The organism is Actinoplanes xinjiangensis (assembly GCF_003148685.1).
Lineage (GTDB): Bacteria > Actinomycetota > Actinomycetes > Mycobacteriales > Micromonosporaceae > Actinoplanes > Actinoplanes xinjiangensis.
The window spans coordinates 319,349-342,931 of record NZ_QGGR01000003.1 but is presented as its reverse complement, the minus strand read 5'-3'; the positions used below and the strand labels follow the sequence as shown (position 1 = coordinate 342,931).

General features: G+C 71.0%; 12 protein-coding genes. 9 read left to right on the top strand and 3 right to left on the bottom strand.

The genetic code is table 11. The features are described from left to right. Nucleotides 1-7: 7 nt before the first annotated feature. The gene (locus tag BC793_RS08465) at nt 8-1,021 is read right to left on the bottom strand and encodes a LacI family DNA-binding transcriptional regulator (protein ID WP_109590981.1); all 1,014 of its coding nucleotides are present in this window, start codon (nt 1,019-1,021) and stop codon (nt 8-10) included. A gap of 284 nt (nt 1,022-1,305) precedes the next feature. Here BC793_RS08465 and BC793_RS08460 point away from each other — a divergent pair, with 284 nt between their 5' ends. The 4 genes from BC793_RS08460 to BC793_RS08445 all read left to right on the top strand — a co-directional run bounded on the left by BC793_RS08460 (nt 1,306) and on the right by BC793_RS08445 (nt 6,872). Beyond that, nucleotides 1,306-2,589 (top strand): ABC transporter substrate-binding protein, encoded by a 1,284-nt coding sequence (locus tag BC793_RS08460; protein ID WP_109590979.1) that lies wholly within the window; start codon nt 1,306-1,308, stop codon nt 2,587-2,589. Nucleotides 2,590-2,654: 65 nt separating this feature from the next. Next, a complete protein-coding gene (locus BC793_RS08455) occupies nt 2,655-3,635 on the top strand; it encodes a carbohydrate ABC transporter permease (RefSeq protein ID WP_239169710.1) in 981 nt (326 codons plus the stop codon). Nucleotides 3,636-3,646: 11 nt separating this feature from the next. Then, the gene (locus BC793_RS08450; protein WP_373871188.1) at nt 3,647-4,486 is read left to right on the top strand and encodes a carbohydrate ABC transporter permease; all 840 of its coding nucleotides are present in this window, start codon (nt 3,647-3,649) and stop codon (nt 4,484-4,486) included. Between the two features lie 262 nt (nt 4,487-4,748). Further along, the gene (locus tag BC793_RS08445) at nt 4,749-6,872 is read left to right on the top strand and encodes a PKD domain-containing protein (protein WP_109590975.1); all 2,124 of its coding nucleotides are present in this window, start codon (nt 4,749-4,751) and stop codon (nt 6,870-6,872) included. 97 nt (nt 6,873-6,969) lie between these two features. Here BC793_RS08445 and BC793_RS08440 read toward each other — a convergent pair whose 3' ends face one another. Beyond that, nucleotides 6,970-8,685: an AfsR/SARP family transcriptional regulator gene (locus tag BC793_RS08440; RefSeq protein ID WP_109590973.1), complete on the bottom strand. Its 1,716-nt coding sequence runs from the start codon at nt 8,683-8,685 to the stop codon at nt 6,970-6,972. Nucleotides 8,686-8,818: 133 nt separating this feature from the next. Here BC793_RS08440 and BC793_RS08435 point away from each other — a divergent pair, with 133 nt between their 5' ends. The 4 genes from BC793_RS08435 to BC793_RS08420 all read left to right on the top strand — a co-directional run bounded on the left by BC793_RS08435 (nt 8,819) and on the right by BC793_RS08420 (nt 18,707). Next, nucleotides 8,819-10,489, top strand: a complete 1,671-nt coding sequence (locus BC793_RS08435) for a multicopper oxidase family protein (RefSeq protein ID WP_109590971.1) — start codon at nt 8,819-8,821, stop codon at nt 10,487-10,489. Next, nucleotides 10,489-11,223: a hypothetical protein gene (locus tag BC793_RS08430; protein WP_109590969.1), complete on the top strand. Its 735-nt coding sequence runs from the start codon at nt 10,489-10,491 to the stop codon at nt 11,221-11,223. The genes BC793_RS08435 and BC793_RS08430 overlap by 1 nt, the downstream gene beginning before the upstream one ends. A 142-nt stretch (nt 11,224-11,365) precedes the next feature. Continuing rightward, a complete protein-coding gene (locus BC793_RS08425) occupies nt 11,366-17,158 on the top strand; it encodes a peroxidase family protein (protein WP_109590967.1) in 5,793 nt (1,930 codons plus the stop codon). A 421-nt stretch (nt 17,159-17,579) separates the two neighbouring features. Beyond that, nucleotides 17,580-18,707 carry a hypothetical protein gene (locus tag BC793_RS08420; RefSeq protein WP_146246204.1) on the top strand — a complete coding sequence of 376 codons (1,128 nt, stop codon included), beginning with the start codon at nt 17,580-17,582 and terminating at the stop codon, nt 18,705-18,707. 542 nt (nt 18,708-19,249) lie between these two features. Here BC793_RS08420 and ilvD read toward each other — a convergent pair. Further along, nucleotides 19,250-21,097, bottom strand: coding sequence for a dihydroxy-acid dehydratase (gene ilvD, locus BC793_RS08415; RefSeq protein WP_109590963.1), 1,848 nt, complete (start codon nt 21,095-21,097; stop codon nt 19,250-19,252). Between the two features lie 120 nt (nt 21,098-21,217). Between ilvD and BC793_RS08410 the strand changes: the two genes are divergently transcribed. After that, nucleotides 21,218-23,557 (top strand): putative bifunctional diguanylate cyclase/phosphodiesterase, encoded by a 2,340-nt coding sequence (locus BC793_RS08410; protein ID WP_109591470.1) that lies wholly within the window; start codon nt 21,218-21,220, stop codon nt 23,555-23,557. Nucleotides 23,558-23,583 lie beyond the last annotated feature (26 nt).

The window sequence follows — 23,583 nt, the reverse complement described above, 5'->3', positions numbered from 1 at the left end:
GAGGCGGCTAGCGGGGCGGTGCGGTGCTGCCGCGCGGGGTGAGGTGCACGCGGCCGGCCTCGACGTTGCCGACGGTCCGGCCGTCGATGGCGTTCAGCAGTTCCAGAGCGGCCTGCGCCCCGTACGCCGAGATGTCGCGGCTGAGCGCGGTGAGCGGTGGGTGCACGAGGCTGCACAGCGGCGAGTCGTCCCAGGCCACGATGGACAGGTCGCCGGGGACGGAGAGCCCCATCTCCTGGGCGACGGCCAGGCCGGCGACCGCCATCACGTCGTTGTCGTAGATGATCGCGGTGGGCCGGTCGCCGCCGATCAGGAGCCGCCGGGTGGCGCGGCTGCCCTCCTCGCCGGTGTAGTCGGCCGGGATGGTGATCGCGTTGTCTAGTCCGAGGGCGGCGCAGACGTTCTCGAAGGCCTTCGTCCGGTTCTGGGTGTGCAGCAGGCCGGGGACGCCGCTGACCCGGGCGATCTTGTGGTGGCCGAGGGCGACCAGGTAGCGCACGGCCTCGGTGATGGCGCCCGCGTCGTCGGACCAGATCTGCGCGATCGGGCCGGTGTCGCCGGGGCCGCCGATCACCACGGCGGGTAGCTGGAGCTGCAGGAGGACCGGGATGCGGATGTCGTTCTCCCGGATGTCGGTGACGATCACGCCGTCGATCCGGCGCTCACCCCACCACCGCCGGTAGACCTCGACCTCCTGCTCGGGGGTGGCCACCACCTGCAACGTCAGCGCATAGGAGCGGGCGCCGAGCTCGGCCTCGAAACCGCTGATCAGGCCCATGAACCAGGGCTCGATGCCGAGGATCCGGGCGGGCCGGCACAGGGTCAGGCCGACGGCCCGGGCGCGTGCGCCGGAGAGGGCCCGGGCCGCGCTGTTGGCGTTGAACCCGATCTCCTCGGCGATCGACAGGATGCGCTTGCGGGTCGCCTCGGAGACGCCGGGCTGGCCGTTGAGCGCATACGACACGGCGCCCTTGGACACGCCGGCCCGTCGTGCGATGTCGGCGATCGTGGGCCGCTTCACTCAGTCTCCTCTGTCCCCACTGCTGCCGAGCTTATCGGGCGCCGGGCGGCGGCCGCCGGACTCCCTCGACGTTGGACGTTCGCTGGACGCGCGCTTGATCGGTTAAGTGTTACGGCACACGGCGCATGATGTAAACCGTCGATTTCCGCCCGTCCGATAAATCCGGCTTGATACGTACTGGGAGCGCGCCCGTAACCGGGTATTGACACCGTTGAAAGGCGGGCTTACGGTTCCCCCAACTTACCCGGTTCAGTGATGCGGATCTCCTTGCGGAGGAAATGACTATGGAAAAGTTCGGACGCCGTGCCCTGCGCATGGGCGCCGCCGGCCTCGTGGCCGCGCTGGCGATAACGGGTTGCAGTGGCAAGGACCTGGAAGGCGGCAACACCGAGGGCGGCAACGCCCAGGTCACGCTGAAGATCAACTTCTGGGGCGACATGGGCCTGGATCAGCTGAAGACGAAGTACGAGGCTGCCAACCCCAACGTCAAGATCTCGCTGAACACCGGCGAGTACCAGGCGCAGCACCAGGACCTGCAGAAGAAGCTCGTCGCGGGCTCCGGTGCCCCGGACATCTCGGCGGTCGACGAGGGCTTCATCGTTCAGTTCCGCGAGCAGGCCGACCAGTTCGTCAACCTGACCGACAAGGGCGCCGGCGCGCTGGAGTCGAAGTACCTGCCGTGGAAGTGGCAGGCCTCCAAGTCCGCCGCCGGGCAGCAGATCGGCCTCGGCACCGACGTCGGCGGTCTGGCCATGTGCTACCGCACCGACCTGTTCAAGGCGGCCGGCCTGCCCACCTCGCGCGAGGACGTGTCGAAGCTCTGGCCGACGTGGGACGCGTTCCTGCAGACCGGTAAGACCTACACCGACAAGACCAAGAAGAAGTTCATCGACTCCGCCACCAACCTGTTCAACCCGATCCTCTCGCAGCAGCCGGTCGGCTTCTACAACGAGCAGGAGCAGTTGCAGATGGAGGGCGGCCCGAAGGTCGGCTTCGACGTCGCGATGAAGGCGCTCGACTCCGGCATCTCGGCGAACCTCGCCAGCTTCCAGCCGAACTGGGACCAGGGCTTCAAGAAGGACCAGTTCGCGGTCCTGGCCTGCCCGGCCTGGATGCTCGGCCACATTCAGAAGACCGCACCCGACCAGGCCGGCAAGTGGGACATCGCCGCGATCCCGGGCGGCGGCGGTAACTGGGGCGGCTCCTGGTGGACCATCCCCAAGCAGGGCAAGAACGTCGACGAGGCGTACAAGTTCGTCGAGTGGCTGATCCAGCCCGAGCAGCAGATCGAGGTCTTCAAGACGGTCGGCAACCTGCCGTCGCAGCCGGCGCTCTACAAGGACCCGGCCGTCCTCGACTACAAGAAGGAGTTCTTCACCAACGCCCCGACCGGCCAGATCTTCGCCTCCACCGCGGAGAACCTGAAGCCGCAGTACCTGGGCAAGAAGAACGGTCCGACCCGGCTCGCCGTGGAGAACGTGATCAACCGCGTCGGCCAGGGCACGCTGAAGTCCGCTGACGCCTGGGCCGAGGCGGTCAAGGAAGCCGAGAAGGCCGCGAACTCCTGATCCATCCCGAAGAGAACGGCGGGGCGGCCACGGCCGCCCCGCCGTCCGGCCCCTAGGAGTTACCCGTGGCCCTCACCGACGTGCGCGTCGCGCACACCGAGGAGCCGAAGCACGCGCCGCCGAAGCGGCCGAAGTTCTGGCTCCACCGTTTCGACACCAAGACCTTCCCGTACCTGATGATCGCGCCGTTCTTCGTGCTCTTCGCGATCTTCGGGCTGTTCCCGCTGATCTTCAACGCGGTGGTGTCGCTGCGGCACTGGCACCTCATCGACAAGGAGAAGAACGGCTGGGTCGGCTTCGACAACTTCACGAAGCTGGCGGGCGACTCCGACTTCTGGGACGCCCTCGTCAACACGTTCGGCATCTTCATCCTCTCCACCGTTCCGCAGCTGCTGATCGCCCTGATGATCGCGAACCTGCTGAACCGCAAGCTGCGTGGCGCGACCTTCTGGCGGATCGGGATCCTGCTGCCGTACGTCACGCCGGTCGCCGCGTCGTCGCTTGTCTTCGCGGTGTTCTTCAGCCGCGACAACGGCCTGGCCAACTGGTTCCTGTCGCTGGTCGGCTTCGGTCAGGAGCAGCCCCTCGACTGGCGCGCGGGCACCTGGAGCAGCTGGGTCGCCATCGCCGTCATGGTCAACTGGAAGTGGATCGGCTACAACGCGCTGCTCTACCTGTCCGCGATGCAAGCGATCCCGAAGGACGTCTACGAGGCCGCCGCGGTCGACGGCGCGGGCCCGTGGCGCCAGCTGTGGAAGATCACCGTGCCGATGATCCAGCCGGTGGTCCTGTTCACCGTCGTCCTCTCCACCATCGGCGGTCTCCAGCTCTTCACCGAGCCGATGCTCTTCGACGAGAACCCGGCGCAGGCCAACGGTGGTTACGACCACCAGTGGCGCACCATCTCGCAGCTCATCTACCGGGTCGGCTGGAGTGACCTCAACCTCGGCTACGCCGCGGCGATGAGCTGGGCACTGTTCTTGATCATTCTGGTGGTGGCCGGTATCAACGCCCTGGTCACCCGGCGCCTGGGAGGCGGAAAGTGAGCAGCCGCCTGTTGAGCCGGGCGCCCCAGGACACCCCGGGCACCTGGAAGTCGTACGTCGGGCTCGCCGCGATCCTGCTGATCTCGGCCTTCCCCGTGTACTGGATGTTCGTCATCGCGACCAGCAGCGACGAGGCCGTGATGTCGTCGCCGCCGGCGCTGATCCCCGGCGATCAGCTGATGGTGAACCTGCGTGAGGTCTTCACCATGCAGGACGTCTTCTTCACCGCCTCGCTGATCAACAGTCTGATCGTGGCCCTCGCGGTGACCGCGTCGACGCTGTTCTTCTGCTCGCTGGCCGGCTTCGCCTTCGCCAAGCTGCGCTTCAAGGGCAACAACGTCCTGATGTTCATCGTCATCCTGACCCTGACGGTGCCCAACCAGCTCGGCGTGGTCGCGCTCTTCATCGTGATGAACGAGCTCGGCTGGAACGGCACCCTGCTCGCGGTCATCGCCCCCGGCCTGGTCACCGCCTTCGGCGTCTTCTACATGCGCCAGTTCATCGGGCACGCCATCCCGGACGAGCTGGTCGAGGCGGCCCGCATCGACGGCGCCCTCACGCTGCGCATCTACTGGACGGTCGTCGTCCCGGCGATCCGGCCCGCCCTCGCGGTCCTGGGCCTGCTCACCTTCGTGGCCACCTGGAACGACTTCCAGTGGCCACTGATCACCCTGAACGGCACCGACTTCCCCACCTCGATGGTCGCTCTCTCCGACCTGGCCAGCGGTAACTACGTGGTCTACCGCCGCGTGCTGGCCGGCGCCTTCGTCGCCACGGTTCCCCTGGTCATCCTGCTGCTCCTCGGCGGTCGCCAGCTGGTCCGCGGCATCATGGAGGGCGCGATCAAGTAACCCCGGCGTCACGGCGAGGCCCGTCCACCACTTCCGGTGGGCGGGCCTCACCGTTTTCCCGACCTCGCATCCGGTACGGCCACACAGTCCACAGAAACAATGCGCCCGTTCCCCGCCTCCGGCGGCTACCGGCGCCGGACTCACACCACTCTTTCAGCGAAGACTAAGCATTTCCGCAGGTGGACTCAGGCGGACCAAGGGTCGCCCGGGCAGGGTGCGCCTCCGAGCGCCCCGGTGGCGCCCGGAGAACCTGAGGAGTTCAATGAAGAAGAAACTGCGTCGTTTCGCGGTCACCGCGGGGGTGACCGTGGCAGTGATCGCGCCTCTCGCCGGCACGGCGGCCGCGGTCGTGGTCACCACCGCGACCCGGCAGGGCAGCCTGACCCAGGCCGGTCCGCTCGCCGAGCACGGCTTCCCGGCCTGGTACCGGGACAGCAACGGGCTGCGGCTGGAGGCCTGCACGACCCTGGACGACCCGCTCTGCTCGACCCTGCCGGACGAGGTGCCGAACCCGGACGCACCGGTCTCGTACCCGGACAACTTCCCGGGCGAGTTCTTCTACCAGCTCGCCGGCGCCGAGATGACCCTCGCCAACGGGGTGGACTTCGGGATCGGCATGGACCTGGAGGGCGCCTGGGCGGCCGAGGAGGTGAGGGACGGCGACCAGATGGTGTTCGGCCGGATCCGGATCCGGTTCGACGCGGTCGAGGGCACCCGCTACCGGATCACCCACCCGTACGGCGTGGACGAGCTGACCGCCGACGACCGCGGCGTCAACATGACCGAGGACATCGGGACCACGCCGGGTGCGTTCGGGCAGGCGATCACCAGCCGGGTCGGCCCGTTCCTGAAGTGGGACCCCGCGGTCGCCCCGGCCGCACCGGCGGGTTACACCGGTGACCCGGGTGTGGACCACCGGGTCGTCGGCAGCCCGTACGGCACGAACTTCGTCCGCGTCGAGCAGGTCGACCCGGCCGGCGGCGCGGTGATCGCCGACCTCGGGTCCACCGACCTGTTCAGCGTGCAGGGCCGGTACGCCGCCAACTCGGGTATCGACATCGACCAGGCCACGTACACGGTCGGCGCGAACGGCACCGGCGTCATCGAGGTCTTCGCGAGCAGCGAGCCGGGCCAGTCGATCGAGGTGACCGGGAACTCCCAGCTCGGTTTCCGGACCACCAGACTGCGCGGCGACAAGGGCCGCTACTACGGCCGGTTCCCGGTGACCGGCTCGGTGCCGGCCGGCGGCGCCAGCATCGAGGTGGTCAACGCGGGGGACCGCCCGGTCGCCAGGAAGACCCGCAAGCTGGTCGACGTCGTCCGGGTCACCGACGCCCGCTACGACGCCGATGCCGGCACCCTGACCGTCGCCGCCGCCTCCAGCGACGCGGACTCGACCCCGCCGCAGCTGTCGGTCACCGGATTCGGCCCGATCACCGGCCCGTTCACCGGCGTCACCGCCCCGCCCGCGACGGTCACCGTCACCTCGTCGAGCGGCGGATCGACGACCGTTCCGCTGACCGGTTCCGGTCAGGCGTTCGTGCCGGATCTGCCGGTGGCCAACGCGGTCGCACCGGCCGCCGCCGTGGCCGGCCAGAAGGTCACCCTCGACGGCACCGGCTCGACCGGCGCGATCGACACGTACTCCTGGACCCAGACGTCCGGGCCCGCGGTCATCGTGACCGGTGCGGCGACCCCGGCCGCCTCGTTCGTCGCCACCCAGGCGGGCACCTACACGTTCCGGCTGGCCGTGTCCGGCCCGGGCGGCGCGGGCACTCCGGTCAGCGTGTCCGTGACGGTCACCGGCGCCGCTCCGGCGGTGGCGAACGCCGGCGCCGACCAGACCGTGATCCGTGGCCGTACGGTCACTCTAGACGGTTCCGCGTCGACCGGTGCCGAGACCTACCAGTGGCGACAGGTGTCCGGCCCGGCCGTGACGCTGACCGGCGCGACCGGTGCCAGGCCGACCTTCACCTACCCGTCGCTGACGTTGCCGGCCGCCCCCGGCCCGAACCCGGCCTACGTCTACACCAACGACCCGGTCGTGCTGGAGCTGACCGCCCGGAACCCCTCGGGCACGAGCACCTCGCGGGTGACGGTCCGGCCGCAGGCGGAGACGTTCACCGGGCTGACGGTCCGGTACCGCACCGGCAACAACGAGTGGCGCATCTCCGGCACCAGCAACCTGCTCGCCGGGCAGCGGATCACCGCGGTTCTGGGCGGCACGCCGGCCGGCCGGGTCGTCGGCACTCCGGTCACGGTCGACGCGGCGGGCGCGTTCAGCATCCGGGTGACCGGCCCGAACCCGGGCACGGTCCGCACGATCAGCTTCGTCAGCTCGACCGGTGGCCAGGTGCTCGGTTTCCCGGTGACCGTGACCAACTGAACGCCTCTTGCGCGGCCACGGAACGCGTGGCCCGTACCGCATGAAGATCAGTGACCCGGCGGCGGGCCTCCTGCGTGGAGCCCGCCGCCGGGTCCTGTCAGTTGTCGGCCGCGAGGCGGCGGCGCAGGTAGCGGGCCGAGGCCGCGGAGACCTGGCCGGAGACCGCGGCGCTGGTCAGCGAGCTGCGGTGCCGGACCCGGCCGTCCTCGTCCTCGGTGAGCAGGTGCGCGTGGACCAGATGGTCGACGCAGGCCAGCAGTTCCGGCAGCGGATATCCGGTGAGCGTGGACAACTCGCCGACGCTGAGCGGGCCGAGGACCGCGCACAGCCGCAGGATCTCCCAGGACGGGTCCGGCATCCAGCGGGTGCGCTGCCGGGCGATCTGCATGGCCACGGCGTAGGACACCTCGGTGGGCCGCGCCGCGGCCCCGACCAGCGCGGGGATCCCGCCGGTGCGTTCCGCGAGATCCTTGTCGCCGAGGACGGTCAGGTCCCCGTCGGTGAGCGGTTCCAGGCGCAGCACGACCGGCGAGCCCAGCCCGGACAGCGGGCGTTCGGCGATCTCCGACGGATAGCAGTAGGTGAGCACGATCCGCACCGCCGGGCAGTGCCGGCCGAGCCAGGACAGCTCGGCGACGCTGGCGGCGTCCAGGTCGGCGGCGTCGTCGATGGCCACGAAGATCAGCTCCGGGCCGTCCAGCGCGGTGCCGATCACCTCCAGGTCGGGCCGCAGCAGCGGCCGTTCCGGCCCGGCCGCGTCGACGACCGCGAGCACCTCGGCGGGCGCACCCAGGTCGGTGAGGACGGCGCGCAGCCAGGCGTGCCGGAGCACCCCGACCGAGGACGCGCCGTGCCCGATGCCGACCCGGCCGGGCGCGTGCCGTTCCAGCTCGGCCAGGAACGCCGACTTGCCGGACCCGGACGGGCCCACGATGTGCACGACCGGCGGCGGGTCCGGCTCCAGCAGCAGCCGCAGCTCGGTGACACGGCCCAGGAAACGCTCCCGCACCACCGGCTCGGGCGCCGGCACCGGCCGTGCTGCGGGCGGCGGCGGGCAGATCGGGGCGGTACGGGTGGTGACTATCTGTTGTTGCAGGTGGACGAGGTCGGCCGACGGCGTCACGCCGAGTTCCTCGTCGAGCAGCTGCCGGCAGCGCTCGAAGATCCGCAGCGCATCGTCCTGCCGGTCCATGGCGATCGCGGCGGTCATCGCCGCCCGGTACCCCGACTCCAGGAACGGGTTGAGTTCGATCGCCTCCTGGGCCAGCCGCAGCGAACGGGCCGGATCGTCGCACAGCGTCGACCCGGCGTGCTGCAGCAGTGCGTTCACGGCTGCGACCTGCACCTCGGTGCGGACCGGTTCGGCCCATTCCGCGTACGGGTCCTCCGGGAACGGCAGCTGCCGGGCCAGGGTCAGGATGTCGGCGTGCACGGCCAGGCGCTCGGGCGAGCCCGGGGTGGGCGCGTCCAGCCGCCGGATCAGCGTGCGCAGGTCGGCCAGGTCGAGCCCCGCCCGGCTGGTGTCGAACAGATATCCGCCGCTACGGGTGACGATGAACCAGTTCGCCGAGGAGCCGTCCGGCTGGAGCCGCCGCCGGATCACCGACACGTAGTGCTCCAGCGCGGCCACGTGGTTGCCGGGCAGGTCGTCGCCCCACACCGAGTCGGCGAGCGCGTCCTTCGACTGGATCCGGTCGTGCCGTGCGGCCAGGACCGCGAGCACCTGACGGGCACGGCGGGGCAGTTCACCGGCGGGCAGTGGCTCGCCGTGCTCGCCGGTGACGGTCAGCTGCCCGAGCACGCTGACGCGCATGTGGCCTCCTCGTGGGTTCGTCCGAGGACGTTTCGGCGCTCGGCGGCACCGGGTTGAGGCTTTCCACAGGATTACCAAAGGCCCTGCTCATAGCTTCGCTGCCGACTGACGGACGGAAGTGTGAGGGAGTTCGATGACACGGGGAAGTCTGAGTCGGCGTGACGTGCTCAAGGGAGCGATCGCCCTCGGTGGCGGCGGCCTGGTCATCGCGGCCGGCGGCGGAGCGGTGGTGGCCCAGTCGAGCAGGCTGGCCTCGAAGAACACGCCGGCGCCGTACACGAGCATGTTCCGGCGCCCGCCGGTGCTGATGCCGTACGAGGAGGGCGTCGACGACCAGGGGCCGTTCCAGAGGTACCGGCTGACCCAGAAGGCCGGGCAGGCCAGCATCGTGCCCGGCCTGACGACGACGATCGCCGGCTACAACGGGATCTTTCCCGGCCCGACCATCCGGGTTCCCCGGGGCACCCGCTCCGAGGTGCGGATCAAGAACTCGCTGACCCTCAACCGGATCAACGGGCAGCCGTTCAGCACGGTCACCCACCTGCACGGGTCGGCGTCGCTGCCGCAGTACGACGGGTACGCCAACGACCACACCCACCCCGGCGAGTGCAAGACGTACCGATACCCGAACTGGCAGCCGGCCCGGACCCTCTGGTACCACGACCACAACCACCGGACCACGGCGGCGAACGCCTACGCCGGCCTGGCCGGGCAGTACCACCTGACCGACGGGTACGAGGCCGCGCAGCTGCCGCAGGGCCAGTACGACGTGCCGATCGTGGTCAGCGACATCGCGTTCAAGGCGGACGGCTCGGTGGCCTTCGACGACGAGGACCACGCCGGCTTCATGGGTGACGTGATCCTGGTGAACGGGGTGCCGTGGCCCAAGATGCGGGTCCGGCCCCGCGTCTACCGGTTCCGTTTCCTGGTGTCGTCGATCTCCCGTTCGTACCGGTTCAAGCTCAGCACCGGCGACCCGTTCCACGTGGTCGCCACCGACGGTGGGATGGTGCCGAAGGTCGCCGCGGTGGAGTCGTTCCGGCAGGCCCCCGCCGAGCGCTACGAGGTGCTCATCGACTTCCGGAAGTACCGGGCCGGTCAGAAGATCGAGCTGCGGAACCTCAGCAACAAGAACAACGAGGACTTCCGGAACACCGACAAGGTGATGCAGTTCGAGGTGGTCGCCGACTCGGGGACGCCGGACACGTACGTCATCCCGTCCACCCTGGACACCGGCCCGGTGCCGTGGGCGAACCGGGGCGCCCTCGACGTGATGAAGCTGAAGCCGGAGATGGCCACGGCCCGCCGGACCGTCCGGGTGGAGCGCAAGCACGGCCTCTGGACCGTCAACGGCGAGACCTGGGACGACGTCGAGAAGAGCGACTTCACACGGGTGCTGGGCAACCCGAAGCCCTACGACATCGAGATCTGGGACCTGGTGAACGAGTCGGGCGGCTGGTTCCACCCGGTGCACGTCCACCTGGTCGACGGCCGGTTGCTCTCCCGCAACAACACCGCCGGCCGGAAGCCGTACGCCTGGGAGAACGGTCCGAAGGACGTCTTCTACCTGGGTGAGAACGAGACCGCGTCGGTGCTCATGCAGTTCACCACCGGCGACGGCAACGACGGCGGCCGGTACATGCTGCACTGCCACAACCTGGTGCACGAGGACAGCGACATGATGATCCAGTTCGCGGTCGGCGACATGGCGAACAACGACCCGATCCACGCGGATCCGGCCTACCCCGACGCCTCGGCCGAGCTGCCGGTGACGTACGCGCCGAGCTACCCGCTGGGCAGCTGATGAAGCGGCTTCTCGCCGGACTGCTGGTGGCCGCCGCGGGTGTCGCCTGGTACGCGTATCCCGCCGCGGAGCCGCCCACCCCGGTCGCCCACGTCGTCGCCGGTGACAAGGGCGACGGACTGGCCGGCACGTCGTTCGACGGCCCGATGGTCCGCCGGCGGGCCGCCATCGCGATCCACCCGGCACCCGGCGCCGACCGGGCCGCGATCGCCCGGGAACTGCGGGCGCTGGCCACCGAGGCGAAGATCGGCTCGCTGACCGACGCCACCTTCGCGGTCTTCTCCGAGGAGATGCTGGCGTACCTGGTACCGGAGATGACCTTCGTCCTCGACGAGGGGGCGCGGGTCTACGACGCCGAGGCGTTCATGCGTGACCACCAGCCGGCCAGTGTCGCGTTCTACCTGGTCCAGGCGGTTCTCGTGCACGACCTGACGTTCTGCGTGGTCCCGGCCGCCGGGGTGAGCCCGGCGCGGGTGTCGGAGCGGCAGGACGCCGAGGGTGTGCTCGGCGACTCGCTCCACCGGTACGTCACCGACGTGCAGCCGGACGGGGTGACGGTCCGCTACTTCGGGGCGGTCCTCTCCGACGCGCAGATCGCCGCGGTGCGGGACTCGATGGGGCGGACCGCCGGGGTGCCGGCCGACCGGGTCCTCGTGACGGCGACCCTGTCCGGTCCGGGTGTGGACCTGTCGCACGGCGTGCCTGATCTATCGGACGCACCACACGGACACTGAGTCCCGGCCACGGCCCCCCTCTGCGGAGGGGGGCCGTTTCTGCTTTCAGGATCCCCACAGGTGGACCACTGCCCGCTGCCAGAACATATGCCGAAATAGCCCTTCCAAACGGGCATTCTCGCTCCCCGGATGAGGTCCCACCTTGCGTAGAGTCTGGTCCGCCGCGGCGCTCGGTGCGCTGCTCGCCACCACTGTCCTGGCCGTTCCCGCGCAGGCCGCCCCGATCGGTCAGGGGTTCACGATCACCGAGGCCGATCTGTCGTACATCCTCCAGCAGATCAGGATCGCCGAGGCACACGTCGCCGCCACCACCAGCGAGACCGGTCCGTGCGGAGCCCTGCTGGACCAGCTCGGAAGCCCACTGCTCTCGATGGGCCTGCGCACGGTCGACGGAACCTGCAACCACCTCACGCCCGGTCAGGAGAACTACGGCGCGGCCGACCAGGAGTTCCCGCGCCTCGCCCCGGCCCAGCACACCGGCGCCTACCGGGGCCCCCGCCCGGTCGACGCGGCACCGCGGCAGATCAGCAACATCATCGCCGACCAGACCGCGGCCAATCCCGCCGCGGTCGCGGTCTCCGGCGGCAACACCGACGGCGTCACGCTGTTCATCCCGAACGTCACCACCGACTTCGGGCTGTCCGCGCCGTACAACTCGTGGTTCACGCTGTTCGGGCAGTTCTTCGACCACGGCATCGACCAGACCGTCAAGGGCGACGACATCGTCATGGTGCCGCTGCGCGCCGACGACCCGCTGATCGCCGGACCCGACCGGCTCACCGGCACCGCCGACGACCCGAAGCCGGGCGACGCGAAGTACGTGCCGCCGGCCATGCGGTTCATGATGCTGACCCGGGCGAAGAACCCGTCGAAGAACACCGACACCCCGTACGTCGACAACTCGCAGACCTACACGTCGCACGCCGCCCACCAGGTGTTCCTGCGGGAGTACACCGCTGCCGGGAAGACCACCGGCAACCTGCTCACCGGTGCCGCGGGCGGCCTGCCGACCTGGGCCGACGTCAGGCGGCAGGCGCGGGAGGTGCTCGGACTGTCGCTGAGCGACCGGGACGCGCTCAACGTGCCGATGGTGCTCGCCGACGCGTACGGCGCCTTCGTCCCCGGCCCGGCCCGCGGCCTCCCGCAGTACGTCACGGCGACCGGCCTGGTCGAGGGCGACCTCGCGAACCCGGTGGCGGTGCCCGCGAACGTGGTGCACTTCGACACCCCGTTCCTCACCGACATCGCACACCACGCGACGCCCGTCTCGTCGTCCAGCGGCAGGCCCCTCGTCCCGGACACCGACACCGTCGCCTCCGCCGACTTCGCGGCCCAGCCGGCCGGCACCTACGACGACGAGATGCTGGCCGCCCACTACCTCGCCGGTGACGGCCGGGCCAACGAGAACATCGGTCTCACCGCCGTGCACCAGATCTTCCACTCCGAGCACAACCGCCTGGTCAGCGACATCGCGCGGATCATCGACGGCAACCCGGAGTGGACCGGTGAGCGGATCTTCCAGGCCGCCCGGTTCATCAACGAGATGGAGTACCAGCACCTCGTCTTCGAGGAGTTCGCCCGCAAGATCCAGCCGGCGATCAACCCCTTCCAGCCGGCCGCGTTCACCCAGACCGAACTCGACCCGGCCGTCTACGCCGAATTCGCGCACGCCGTCTACCGGTTCGGCCACTCGATGCTGAACGAGAGCATCCACCGGCCCACCGCCGGAGACCTCTCCCTGCTCGACGGCTTCCTCAACCCGCCCGCGTTCACCAACGGCGGCACCCTGTCACCGGAGGCCGCGGCCGGCGAGATCGTCATGGGCATGACCGAGCAGGTCGGCAACGACCTCGACGAGTTCATGACCGACACGCTGCGCAACAACCTGCTCGGCCTGCCGATGGACCTGGGCGCGATCAACATCGCCCGGGGGCGCTCCGAGGGCATCCCGACGCTCAACAACCTGCGCCGGGTGCTGCACGGCCGCACCAACGACGGGCGGCTGCGGCCGTACGCCAGCTGGGTCGACTTCGGCGAGCACCTCAAACACCCGGAGTCGCTCGTCAACTTCGTGGCCGCGTACGGCAGGCACCCGTCGGTGGTCGGCGCGACCACGGTGGACGGCCGGCGGGCCGCCGCGCGTACCCTGCTCGAGACCCCGGCCGGCGCCGACTTCCTCAACGCCACCGGCACGTGGACCGCGGCCGGCTCCGGCCTCGACGACATCGACCTGTGGATCGGTGGTCTCGCCGAGACCACCGAACCGTTCGGCGGGCTGCTCGGCAGCACCTTCGACTACGTCTTCGAGGCACAGCTGACCGCGTTGCAGAACGGGGACCGGCTGTACTACCTGGCCCGTACCCCCGGCATGAACCTGCGCGGCCAGCTCGAGGGAAACACGTTCGCCGAGCTGATCAGCCGCAACACCACGGCCACCGGCCTGCGCGCCGACGTCTTCGCCACCGCCGACTGCAAATTCGACCTCCACACCCTCGACGGGACCGGACAGGGGTACGCCCGGCAGGGCAACCTGGTCGACGACGACCCCGCCAGCGAGTGCGACGAGCGGGCCATGCTGATGCGCCTGCCCGACGGCACCATCGCGTACCGGGCCCGCAACAGCGTCGACAAGGCCGGCATGAACGCCCAGTCCGTCTACAGCGGAACCGAGAACCGGGACCGGATCCGGGCGGGCAACGACAACGACACCATCTGGGGCGCCGAAGGCGACGACGTGCTCGACGGCGGTGCCGGCGACGACGTCACCGTCGGCGGCGAGGGCGACGACCTGCTCACCGACTCCGGCGGCGCCGACTTCTCGATGGGCGGCCCCGGCAACGACGCCATCGACGCCGGACCCGGCCTCGACATCGTCCTCGGCGGCGACGGCCGCGACTTCACCAACGGCGGCGCCAACGCCAACGAGACCTTCGGCGGCGAGGGCGACGACATGATCATCGCCGGGGACGGCGAGGACAGCGCGCTCGGCGACTCCGGCGACGACTGGATCGAGGGCGGCGACTCACCCGACCTGCTCCAGGGCGACAGCGGCAACCTGTTCTTCCGCGACGACGCCAACAGGCCCGGCCACGACGTGCTGATCGGCGAGGGCGGCGACGACGACTACGACATGGAGGGCGGCGACGACATCGGGGTCCAGGGCCCCGGCATCGAGAAGAACGCCGGCGGCTCCGGCTGGGACTGGTCCATCGCCGGCCCTCTCGCCGGCTCCCTCGCCGGTTCTCTCACCGGCTCTCCCACCGGCTCTCTCGACGGTTCTCTCGCCGGTTCTCTTGCCGGTTCGGCGGCCGTCGACGCTGACCTCGACCTGCCGCTGCTCGGTCTCGACGGCCTCGACACCGGCGTCCGCGACCGCTACGACGAGGTCGAATCGCTCTCCGGCGGCAACGGCGACGACATCCTGCGTGGCGACGACACGGTGCCCGCGGTCGACGGCGCGATCGGCTGCGACGCTCTCGACGCCGCCGGCATCGCCCGCATCCACGGCCTCGACCAGGTGGTCACCGAACTGCCGATGCCCGTGAGCGGCGTCGCCAACCGGACCGGCCGCGCCTGCGACCTCACCGGCGACGTCTGGGGCGAGGGCAACATCCTGCTCGGCGGCGCCGGCGACGACCTCATCGAAGGCCGTCTCGGCAACGACATCATCGACGGCGACCGCCACCTGACGGTCCGGCTCGCGGTCCGGGGCACCTCGATCACCGCGTCGTCGCTCGCCGCACTCCGGGCCGACGTCTTCGCAGGCAGGATCAACCCCGACGACGTCATCACGGTACGGGAGATCGCCACCTCACCCACGCCCGGCAGGGACACGGCCGTCTACGCCGGAGCCCGCGCCGAGTACGCGGTCACCCCGATCTCCGGCGGCGTCCTCGTCTCCGGCCCCGACGGCAGCGACATCGTCCGCAACGTCGAACTGCTGCACTTCGACGACCAGACCGTGGACATCAGCGCCATGTCGGCCTTCCTCGGAGTCAGCGCCTTCCCCGGCGACGGCCGGGCCACCGTCCTGATCACCGTTCCCGACGCCACCGGCGGCGAGCCGGTCACCGGCCTCACCCTGGAGCGCACCGGCGCCGGCGAGACCATCCTGACCGGCCTCGACGCCGAGACCCGCAGCCTGGTCGTCACCGGCCTGACCAACGGCACCGGCTACACGTTCCGGATCCGCACCGACACCGCGGCCGGCCCGGGCGTCTTCACCGCACCGTTCGGCCCGGTCACCCCGGTGGCGGCCGTCCCCGGCGACGACGGCCCGGCCGAGCCCGGCGAGACCGAGCCGGACGACAACGATCTCGGCGACAACGAGCCTGGGGTGAACGGGCCCGGGGCGAACGGGCCCGGCGCGGGCGGTAGCGGGCAGGAGCCGGCCCCGCAGCCGGGACCCACCAGCGTCACGCCGACCACCACCGCTCCCACCGAGCCGACCGCGGCGCCGACGACGACCGTTCCCGTGGTCACGCCGCCGACCACCGTTCCCGTGGTCACGCCGACGACTACCGTTCCCGTCGTCACGCCGCCGACGACCGCTCCGGGCACACCCACCACCGCCCCGACCACGGTGGCGCCGCCGCGGCCGGCGACGCCCGTCGCGCCGGATGCTCCCGGCATCGGCGCCGCCACTGCCGGGGAGGAGAGTGCCGTGGTCCGCTGGACCACGCCCCTCCACGACGGCGGAACCCCGATCTACGGCTACGAGATCCAGGTCCTCGACGCGGAGACCGGCATCGTCGTCGGTGTCGACGTGGCCGACGCCGGAATCAACGAGATGACCATGACCGGGCTGACCAGCGGCGTTCCCTACGCCTTCTGGGTGCGTGCGGTGAACGCGGCCGGCGCCAGCGCCTTCTCCGGCATCTCCAACACGATCACGCCGACCGCCTTGGCCGGCCCTGGTACCACCGACCCCGGCACCACTGACCCGGGCACGACCGACCCCGGTACCGGCAACCCCGGAACGGGCCCCGGAACCGGCCCTGGCGCTGGCCCCGGTACCGGCAACCCCGGAACGGAGCCTGGCACCGGCAACCCCGGAACCGGTCCTGGCACGGGCCCCGGAACCGGTATCCCCGGAAGCGGCCCCGGCGCCGGCAATCCTGGAACCGGTGGCCCCGGTACCGGGCCTGTCACTCCGGCGCCCTCCGCCACGCCGACCTGGACGGCGACTCCGGTTCCCACCGTGTCGCCGACCCGCCCCGGAGGGCCTGGTCCGACGGTTTCGCCGACCCGGACCGCGACGCCCAGCCCGACCGGCAGCACCACGCCGACCCCCGGCGGCCCCGGCTCCACTCCGGACACGCGGACCGTGCCCGGCGCCGCCCGCATCGGGAAGCCCGACCCGGCAGCCGCCGCCGCGGTGGTGCGGTGGACGGCCCCGGTCGACAACGGGGGCAGCCCGGTCCAGCGCTACGAGATCCAGGTACTCAACGGTGCCGGCCGCCAGTCCGGCGCACTGCGGACCGCTCCGGCCGCGGCCGGCGTGCAGACGGTGAACGGCCTGGCCAACGGCACTGCCTACCGGTTCCGGGTCCGCGCGGTCAACGCGCTGGGTGCTGGCGCCTGGTCCACTTCCAGCACGGTGGTGACACCGCGGACCGTACCCGGAAAGGTCCGTTCCCTGACCGCCAAGCCCGGCAGCAGGGGCGGCAAGCTCACCACGACCGTCCGCTGGACCGCCCCCGCCGGCACCGGCGGCTCGAAGATCACCGGCTACCGGATCACCTGGCAGCGCCTGAACGCCAAGGGCACCGCCCGCGGCACCGCCGTCGTGACCACCGTCCCCGCCGGTGCGAAGGCCGCGAGCTTCACCGCACCCACCGGGGTTCCGGCGAACACCCGGTACCGGGCCACCGTCCAGGCCGTCAATGCAGCCGGCACCGCCCCCGGATCAGCAGTGACCACCACGGTCCGCTGACCACCGCGGTTCCATAACCGTCACGGTCGGCTGACCGGCCCGCGGCCCCAGGCCGCGGGCCGGAGGGCAAGCGGGTTCGTCAGCCGTCCAGATGGCGCGTCCGTTGGCCCGCGACCGAAGGCCGGTGCCCGTTGGCCCGCGGCCGGGCTCCGTAGGCCCCGAGGGGGTGACGCGGGTTCGCTAATCGGCCGGTGACCGGTGGCTCGCTGATCAGCTGGTCGCTGGGGCAAGCGGGTTCGGCAGCCGGTCGCAGGCCGGGCCGCTGGCCAGGCTGGTTCGGTGACCGGTATCCGTTCCGGTCGCTGAGCCGTTTGAACAAGAGTCGCCGTCCCGCGAGGGGCGGCGACTCCTGCTGTTCCGGCCATTGTGGGCGATGCCTACGCTGGCGGCGGGAGACCGGCTCACGAAAGGCTGGACGTCGATGGCGAACCCCCGGAAGCGTTCCCGTATCCACCCATACCGCTCGTCCGCCGAATCCCGCCGCAATCCGATGCCGACCCCGCGCAAGGCGCACGGCGATCCGGCCGCGGCGGATACTCCCGGTGCCGCGGCGGCCGCCCCCGCCGAGGAGTTGACGGCCCGACAGTCGACGGTTGAGCCGCCGGCGGCAGGGCTGCCCGCGCAGACCGGCCGCGATGCGACGGTGTCGGCGGCCGACGCCGGATCGGCTGGCGACCGGGCCGAGTCGAAGATCACCACGCGGGAACTGCTGGCGATCGGTTCCGCGCTGCTCCTGCTGCTGTTCCTGATCAAGATCTACGGAGTGGGCCGGTATTCGCTGACCACGACGACGGCTCTTCTCGCCGCGACCCCGGTGCAGGTCGCGTTGGGAACGGTGACCATCTACGCCTACTACGTGCTTCCCGCGATCGCTCTCGGAACGCTGTGGTTCGCGATCCGGTTCCGCGCCCGGCTCCAGCCCGCCCTGTGGCCGCTGATCCTGATCGTCGCCACGGTGACCGCTCTGGCCTCACCGTACAAATATCTGCTCAACGGCTTGGCCGTGGTGGCGGTCGCCCTCTGCGTGGAACTCGTCGTCCTGCGTCTGCGCCGCCGCTGGTCCGAGTCTCCCGACGAGCGCCTGAGCCGCCGCCACCGGACGCTCGCCTCCTGGCAGGGGCTGTCGGTCGTCTACCTGGGTGCCGCGGCGCTGGCGTTCCAGTTCATGCACAGTCTCGACGCCCCGTGGGTGTCCGCCCAGGCGTTCCTGCTCAACGGCTCCGCGGTGACCTCCACTCAGAACCTCGAGGACGGCGTCAACCGATTGGAGGTACGACCGTCGAGCCGTTTCGTCGGCTACCCGATCGCGGAGACCGAGGAGTGGCTGACGGTCCTGCACGCCGACACCCGCTATGTGATGCGCATCCCGCAGTCCGCCGTGGACAGCCGCCTGACCTGCCATAACGAGAACGACCAGCTGGCCGGTGACCAACCTCTGCTGGAAGCGCTGAAGGGCAACACCTACAGCTCCCCGAACCTCGACTGTCGCGAGGTGCTCCGCTACCTCGAACGCAAGTCGCCGGGCGGCCCCCTCCCCACCTGGAACTGACCCCCTCCAGCCCCGCGCCCCCGACCCGCGCGCCCTCCACCCCCGGCTGGTCCTCACCGCTGTCTCAGCCGCCCGGAGACAGCGGTGGGAACCAGCCACAAGTGCCCGGCTGGTCCTCACCGCTGTCTCAGCCGCCCCGAGACAGCGGTGACGACCAGCCACAAGTGCCCGGCTGGTTCCCACCGCTGTCTCAACCACCCCGAGACAGCGGTGGTGACCAGCCGCGAGTGCCGGGCTGGTTGTCACCGCTGTTTCAGCCGCCTGGAGACAGCGGTGGTGACCAGCCGCGAGTGCCGGGCTGGTTTGCACCGCTGTCTCAGCGGTCTGGAGACAGCGGTGGGAACCAGCCGGTGACCACCGGATCAGCCCGGCGGGCGCGTTACGGCCGGGAGTGCCGCCCGCGTCGCGGTGTGGTCCGGGACGGGGTAGTCGGCGGGAGTGGTGGGCCGTACAAGGGAAAGGGCCGTACAGGAGAAAGGGCCGTACGGGAGGAAAGGCCGAGGCCGGGAGGACGTCTGTCTCCCGGCCCCGTCGCGTGGTTTCTATTCGGGAACGCGCCGGTATGCGCCGTCGCTGGCGGCGGTGGCCATCGAGGCGTAGGCGCGCAGCGCCGCCGACACCGGGCGCTGGCGGGAGACCGGCGTGTACGGCTTGGGCCGCCGCTCCTGCTCGTGCCGGCGCTGGGCCAGGACGTCGTCGTGGACGTTGAGGGTGATGCTGCGGCCGGGGATGTCGATGGTGATCTCGTCGCCGGTCTCGACGAGGGCGATGAGCCCGCCGCCGGCCGCCTCGGGGGAGACGTGGCCGATGGAGAGGCCGGAGGTGCCGCCGGAGAAGCGGCCGTCGGTGATCAGCGCGCAGGCCTTGCCGAGGCCCCGGCCCTTGAGGAACGAGGTGGGGTAGAGCATCTCCTGCATGCCGGGGCCGCCGCGCGGGCCCTCGTAGCGGATGATCACGACGTCGCCCTCGACGACCTCTTTGCCGAGGATGCCGGTGACCGCGTCGTCCTGTGACTCGTAGACGCGGGCCGGGCCGGTGAATTTCCAGATCGACTCGTCGACGCCGGCGGTCTTGACGACGCAGCCGTCGGGGGCGAGGTTGCCGAAGAGGATGGCCAGGCCGCCGTCGACGGTGTAGGCGTGCTCGACCGACCGGATGCAGCCGCCTTCGGCGTCGGTGTCGAGGCTCGCCCAGCGGTTCTGCGTGCTGAACGGCTGGGTGGTGCGGACCCCGCCGGGTGCGGCGTGGAACAGCTCCAGCGCCTGCTCGGACGGGGAGTCGCCGCGGATGTCCCACTTGTCGAGCCAGGTGGACAGCGACGGTGCGTGGACCGCGCGGACGCCGGTCTTGAGCACGCCGCCGCGGTACAGCTCGCCGAGCAGGGCGGGGATGCCGCCGGCCCGGTGCACGTCCTCCATGTGGTATTTCGGGCTGTTCGGGGCGACCTTCGACAGGCAGGGCACCCGGCGGGAGATCGCGTCGATGTCGGAGACGCTGAAGTCGAGCTCGGCCTCACGGGCCGCGGCCAGCAGGTGCAGGATCGTGTTGGTCGAGCCGCCCATCGCCACGTCCAGGGCGACCGCGTTCTCGAAGGCGTCGCGGCTGGCGATCGCGCGGGGCAGGACCGACTCGTCGTTGTTCTCGTAGTAGTCCTTGGCGATCTCGACGATCAGCCGGCCCGCCTCGGTGAACAGCGCCTTGCGGGAGGCGTGCGTGGCGAGCGTCGAGCCGTTGCCGGGCAGTGACAGGCCGATCGCCTCGGTCAGGCAGTTCATCGAGTTGGCGGTGAACATGCCGGAGCAGGAGCCGCAGGTCGGGCAGGCGGACCGCTCGATGGTGTCGAGCTGGGCGTCGGTGACCTTGTCGTTGGCGGCGGCGCTCATCGCGTCGACCAGGTCCAGCTTCTCGTGGACGACGCCCTCGATGGCGATCGTCTTGCCGGCCTCCATCGGGCCGCCGGAGACGAAGACCGTCGGGATGTTGAGCCGCAGCGCGGCGAGCAGCATGCCGGGGGTGATCTTGTCGCAGTTCGAGATGCAGACCAGCGCGTCCGCGCAGTGGGCGTTGACCATGTATTCCACGGCGTCGGCGATCAGCTCGCGGCTGGGCAGCGAGTAGAGCATGCCGCCGTGGCCCATCGCGATGCCGTCGTCGACCGCGATCGTGTTGAACTCACGGCCGATGCCGCCGGCCTCGAAGATCGACTCGGCGACCAGGCCGCCCATGTCCTTGAGGTGCACATGCCCGGGTACGAACTGGGTATAGCTGTTGGCGATGGCGACGATCGGCTTGCCGAAATCGTCGTCGGTCATGCCGGTGGCGCGCCACAGGGCGCGCGCGCCGGCCATGGTGCGACCGTGGGTCGAGGTCCGGGAGCGCAGCTCAGGCATGCCACCCATAGTGCCACCGACGGGGCCGTGGACCGTGCCGGACGTCCACAGCGCGGGACGCCGGGGGTGTCGAAATCCGAGAAGATCCGGCACAGTGTGTCCGTGCACTCACCGTCCGGTATGGAGCTGGCGGGCCTCGCGGGCCTGCTCGCCGCCGTCCCGGCGGTCGCCTATCTCGGCCGGTCCGGCCGCCGGCACACCGGGGCCGCCCGGCGTGCCCATCTCCTCCTGGCGGCCGGCGGCGCGGTGGCGACCGCGGCCGCCCTGGCCGGCCTGGTCACGGCGCTCCTGGGTACCCATCACACCACTCCGGGGCACAGTCGCACGCTGGCCACCGCGGTCGCCGTCGGCATGGGCCTGGGCACGCTCGCCCTGCTGGCCGGGACGGTGGTGCTCCCCGGTTCGGCACGCAGCCCGGCCGCGGCGATCCGGCACGTGCTGGACGGGCTGGTGATCGCGGCGGCCATCTGGTTCGTCGGGTGGGTGCTGATCAGCCGGCCGACCCGGATCCTGGGCGACGCGACGCCGAACCGGTGCCTCGCCATCCTGCTGCCGGCCGTCCTCCTGGTGCTCGGGCTGGGCCTGACCGCGGTGCTGGCGCTGCACGCGCACCGGCCGCGACGGCACACCGTCCGGGTGGCGGCCGGGGTCACCGTGGTGGCCGCCGCGGCGAACGTGCTGGCCATCGGGATCTGCCGGGAACACGACGGGTACACGCTGGTCAGCGGCCTGCTGCTGACGGCCGGGCTGGCGTACGTGGCGTGGGCGGTGCGGGCCGCCGACCGGCCGGTCGAGGTGTCCGGGGACGTGCTGGAGCGCGGCGGGGCGTACGCGGTCGCCCCGATGGTCGCGATGGTCGGCGCTCTCGGGTATCACCTGGCCCGCGGCGGCACGATGGACCTGCTCGGCTTTCTCGGCTGCACCGTCGAGGGCCTGGCCCTGGTCTCCCGGCAGTACCTGGCGCTCGACGACGTCCGCCGGTACACCCTGCGGCTGCGGCAGAGCGAGGCGCACTTCCGGGAGCTGGCGCACACCGATCCGCTGACCGGGCTGGCCAACCGGCGCGGCCTGCAACGGGCACTGCGCTCGGTGGCGGAGCAGGGCGCGCTCATCGGCATCGACATGGACGGGTTCAAGACGGTCAACGACCTGCGCGGGCACGACGTCGGCGACCGGGTGCTGGCCGAGGTCGGCGCCCGGCTGCGGCGCAACCTGCTGGCCGGGGACGTGGCGGCCCGGCTCGGCGGCGACGAGTTCGCCGTCCTGATGCACGGCGACGCGGACGAGGCGGTGCTCGCGGCGCACCGGCTGCTCGCGGTGCTGGGCGAGCCGTACGAGGTCGACGGCGGCTCAATCTTCCTCTCCGCGAGCCTGGGCGTGGCCGCCACCGGCGAGCTGCTGCACGACGCGGACCTGGCGCTGCGCTACGCCAAACAGCGCGGCAAGAACCGGGTGGAGCGATACCAGCAGGGGTACGACGAGCTGCTGCGCCGCCGCGGCACGCTGACCGGGGAACTGCGCCACGCCATCGACCGTGACCAGCTGCATCTGGTGTTCCAGCCGGTGGTGGCGCTGCCGTCGATGCGCCCGGTCGGCGCCGAGGCGCTGCTGCGGTGGACCCATCCGGAGCTGGGCCGGGTCGGCCCGGTCGAGTTCATCCCGGTGGCCGAGGAGTCCGGGCTGATCAACCGGATCGGCGCCTGGGTGCTGGAGCAGGCCTGCAAGCAGCTCGCCGAGTGGCGGGCGAAGGGCCACGACGTCTGGCTGTCGGTGAACCTGTCGCCGAAGGAGCTGCACAACTCCGACTACGCCGCCCAGGTCGCCGACGTGCTGGCCGAGTACGGCGTACCCCCGCAGCGCCTGGTGCTGGAGGTGACCGAGCACGCCGTCGCCACCGACATGGAGGAGCTGGTCCGCCGGCTCGCCGAGTTGCGGGAGACCGGGGTGCGGATCGCGCTGGACGACTTCGGCGCCGGGTATTCGTCGCTGACCCAGCTGCGGACCCTTCCGGTGGACATCCTGAAGATCGATCACGCCCTGGTGGCCGAGCCGGAGTCGCGGACCGGGACGGCGGCGCCGCTGGTCGACGTGGTGGTCCGGCTCGGGCATCGGCTGGGCCTGGAGGTGCTGGCCGAGGGGATCGGCACCCCGGCGCAGCGGGAGATCGTCGAGGAGGCCGGCTGCCGGCTGGGCCAGGGTTCGCTGTTCGGCTGGGGTGTGCCGGCCGAGCACTTCGAGTCCCGGCTGCTGTCGCTGCGGTCGTCGGCCACGCGCCCGGCCCCCGCGCCGCGGTCGTCACCGCCGCAGAACGACGCGCCGGCCCGTAGTCAGGTGGTGCAGCTCGGGCCGGGAATGCGGCAGGTCAGAGCGTTGTTGCCGAGCGATCCGGATTTCGCGACGGCGACGAGTGATCAAAATGTGGGATCAGTTGACTCAGGCCGTGAGATCGGGCAAGGTTAGGCGCATGTGCTTCGCGTCCCGAGTAC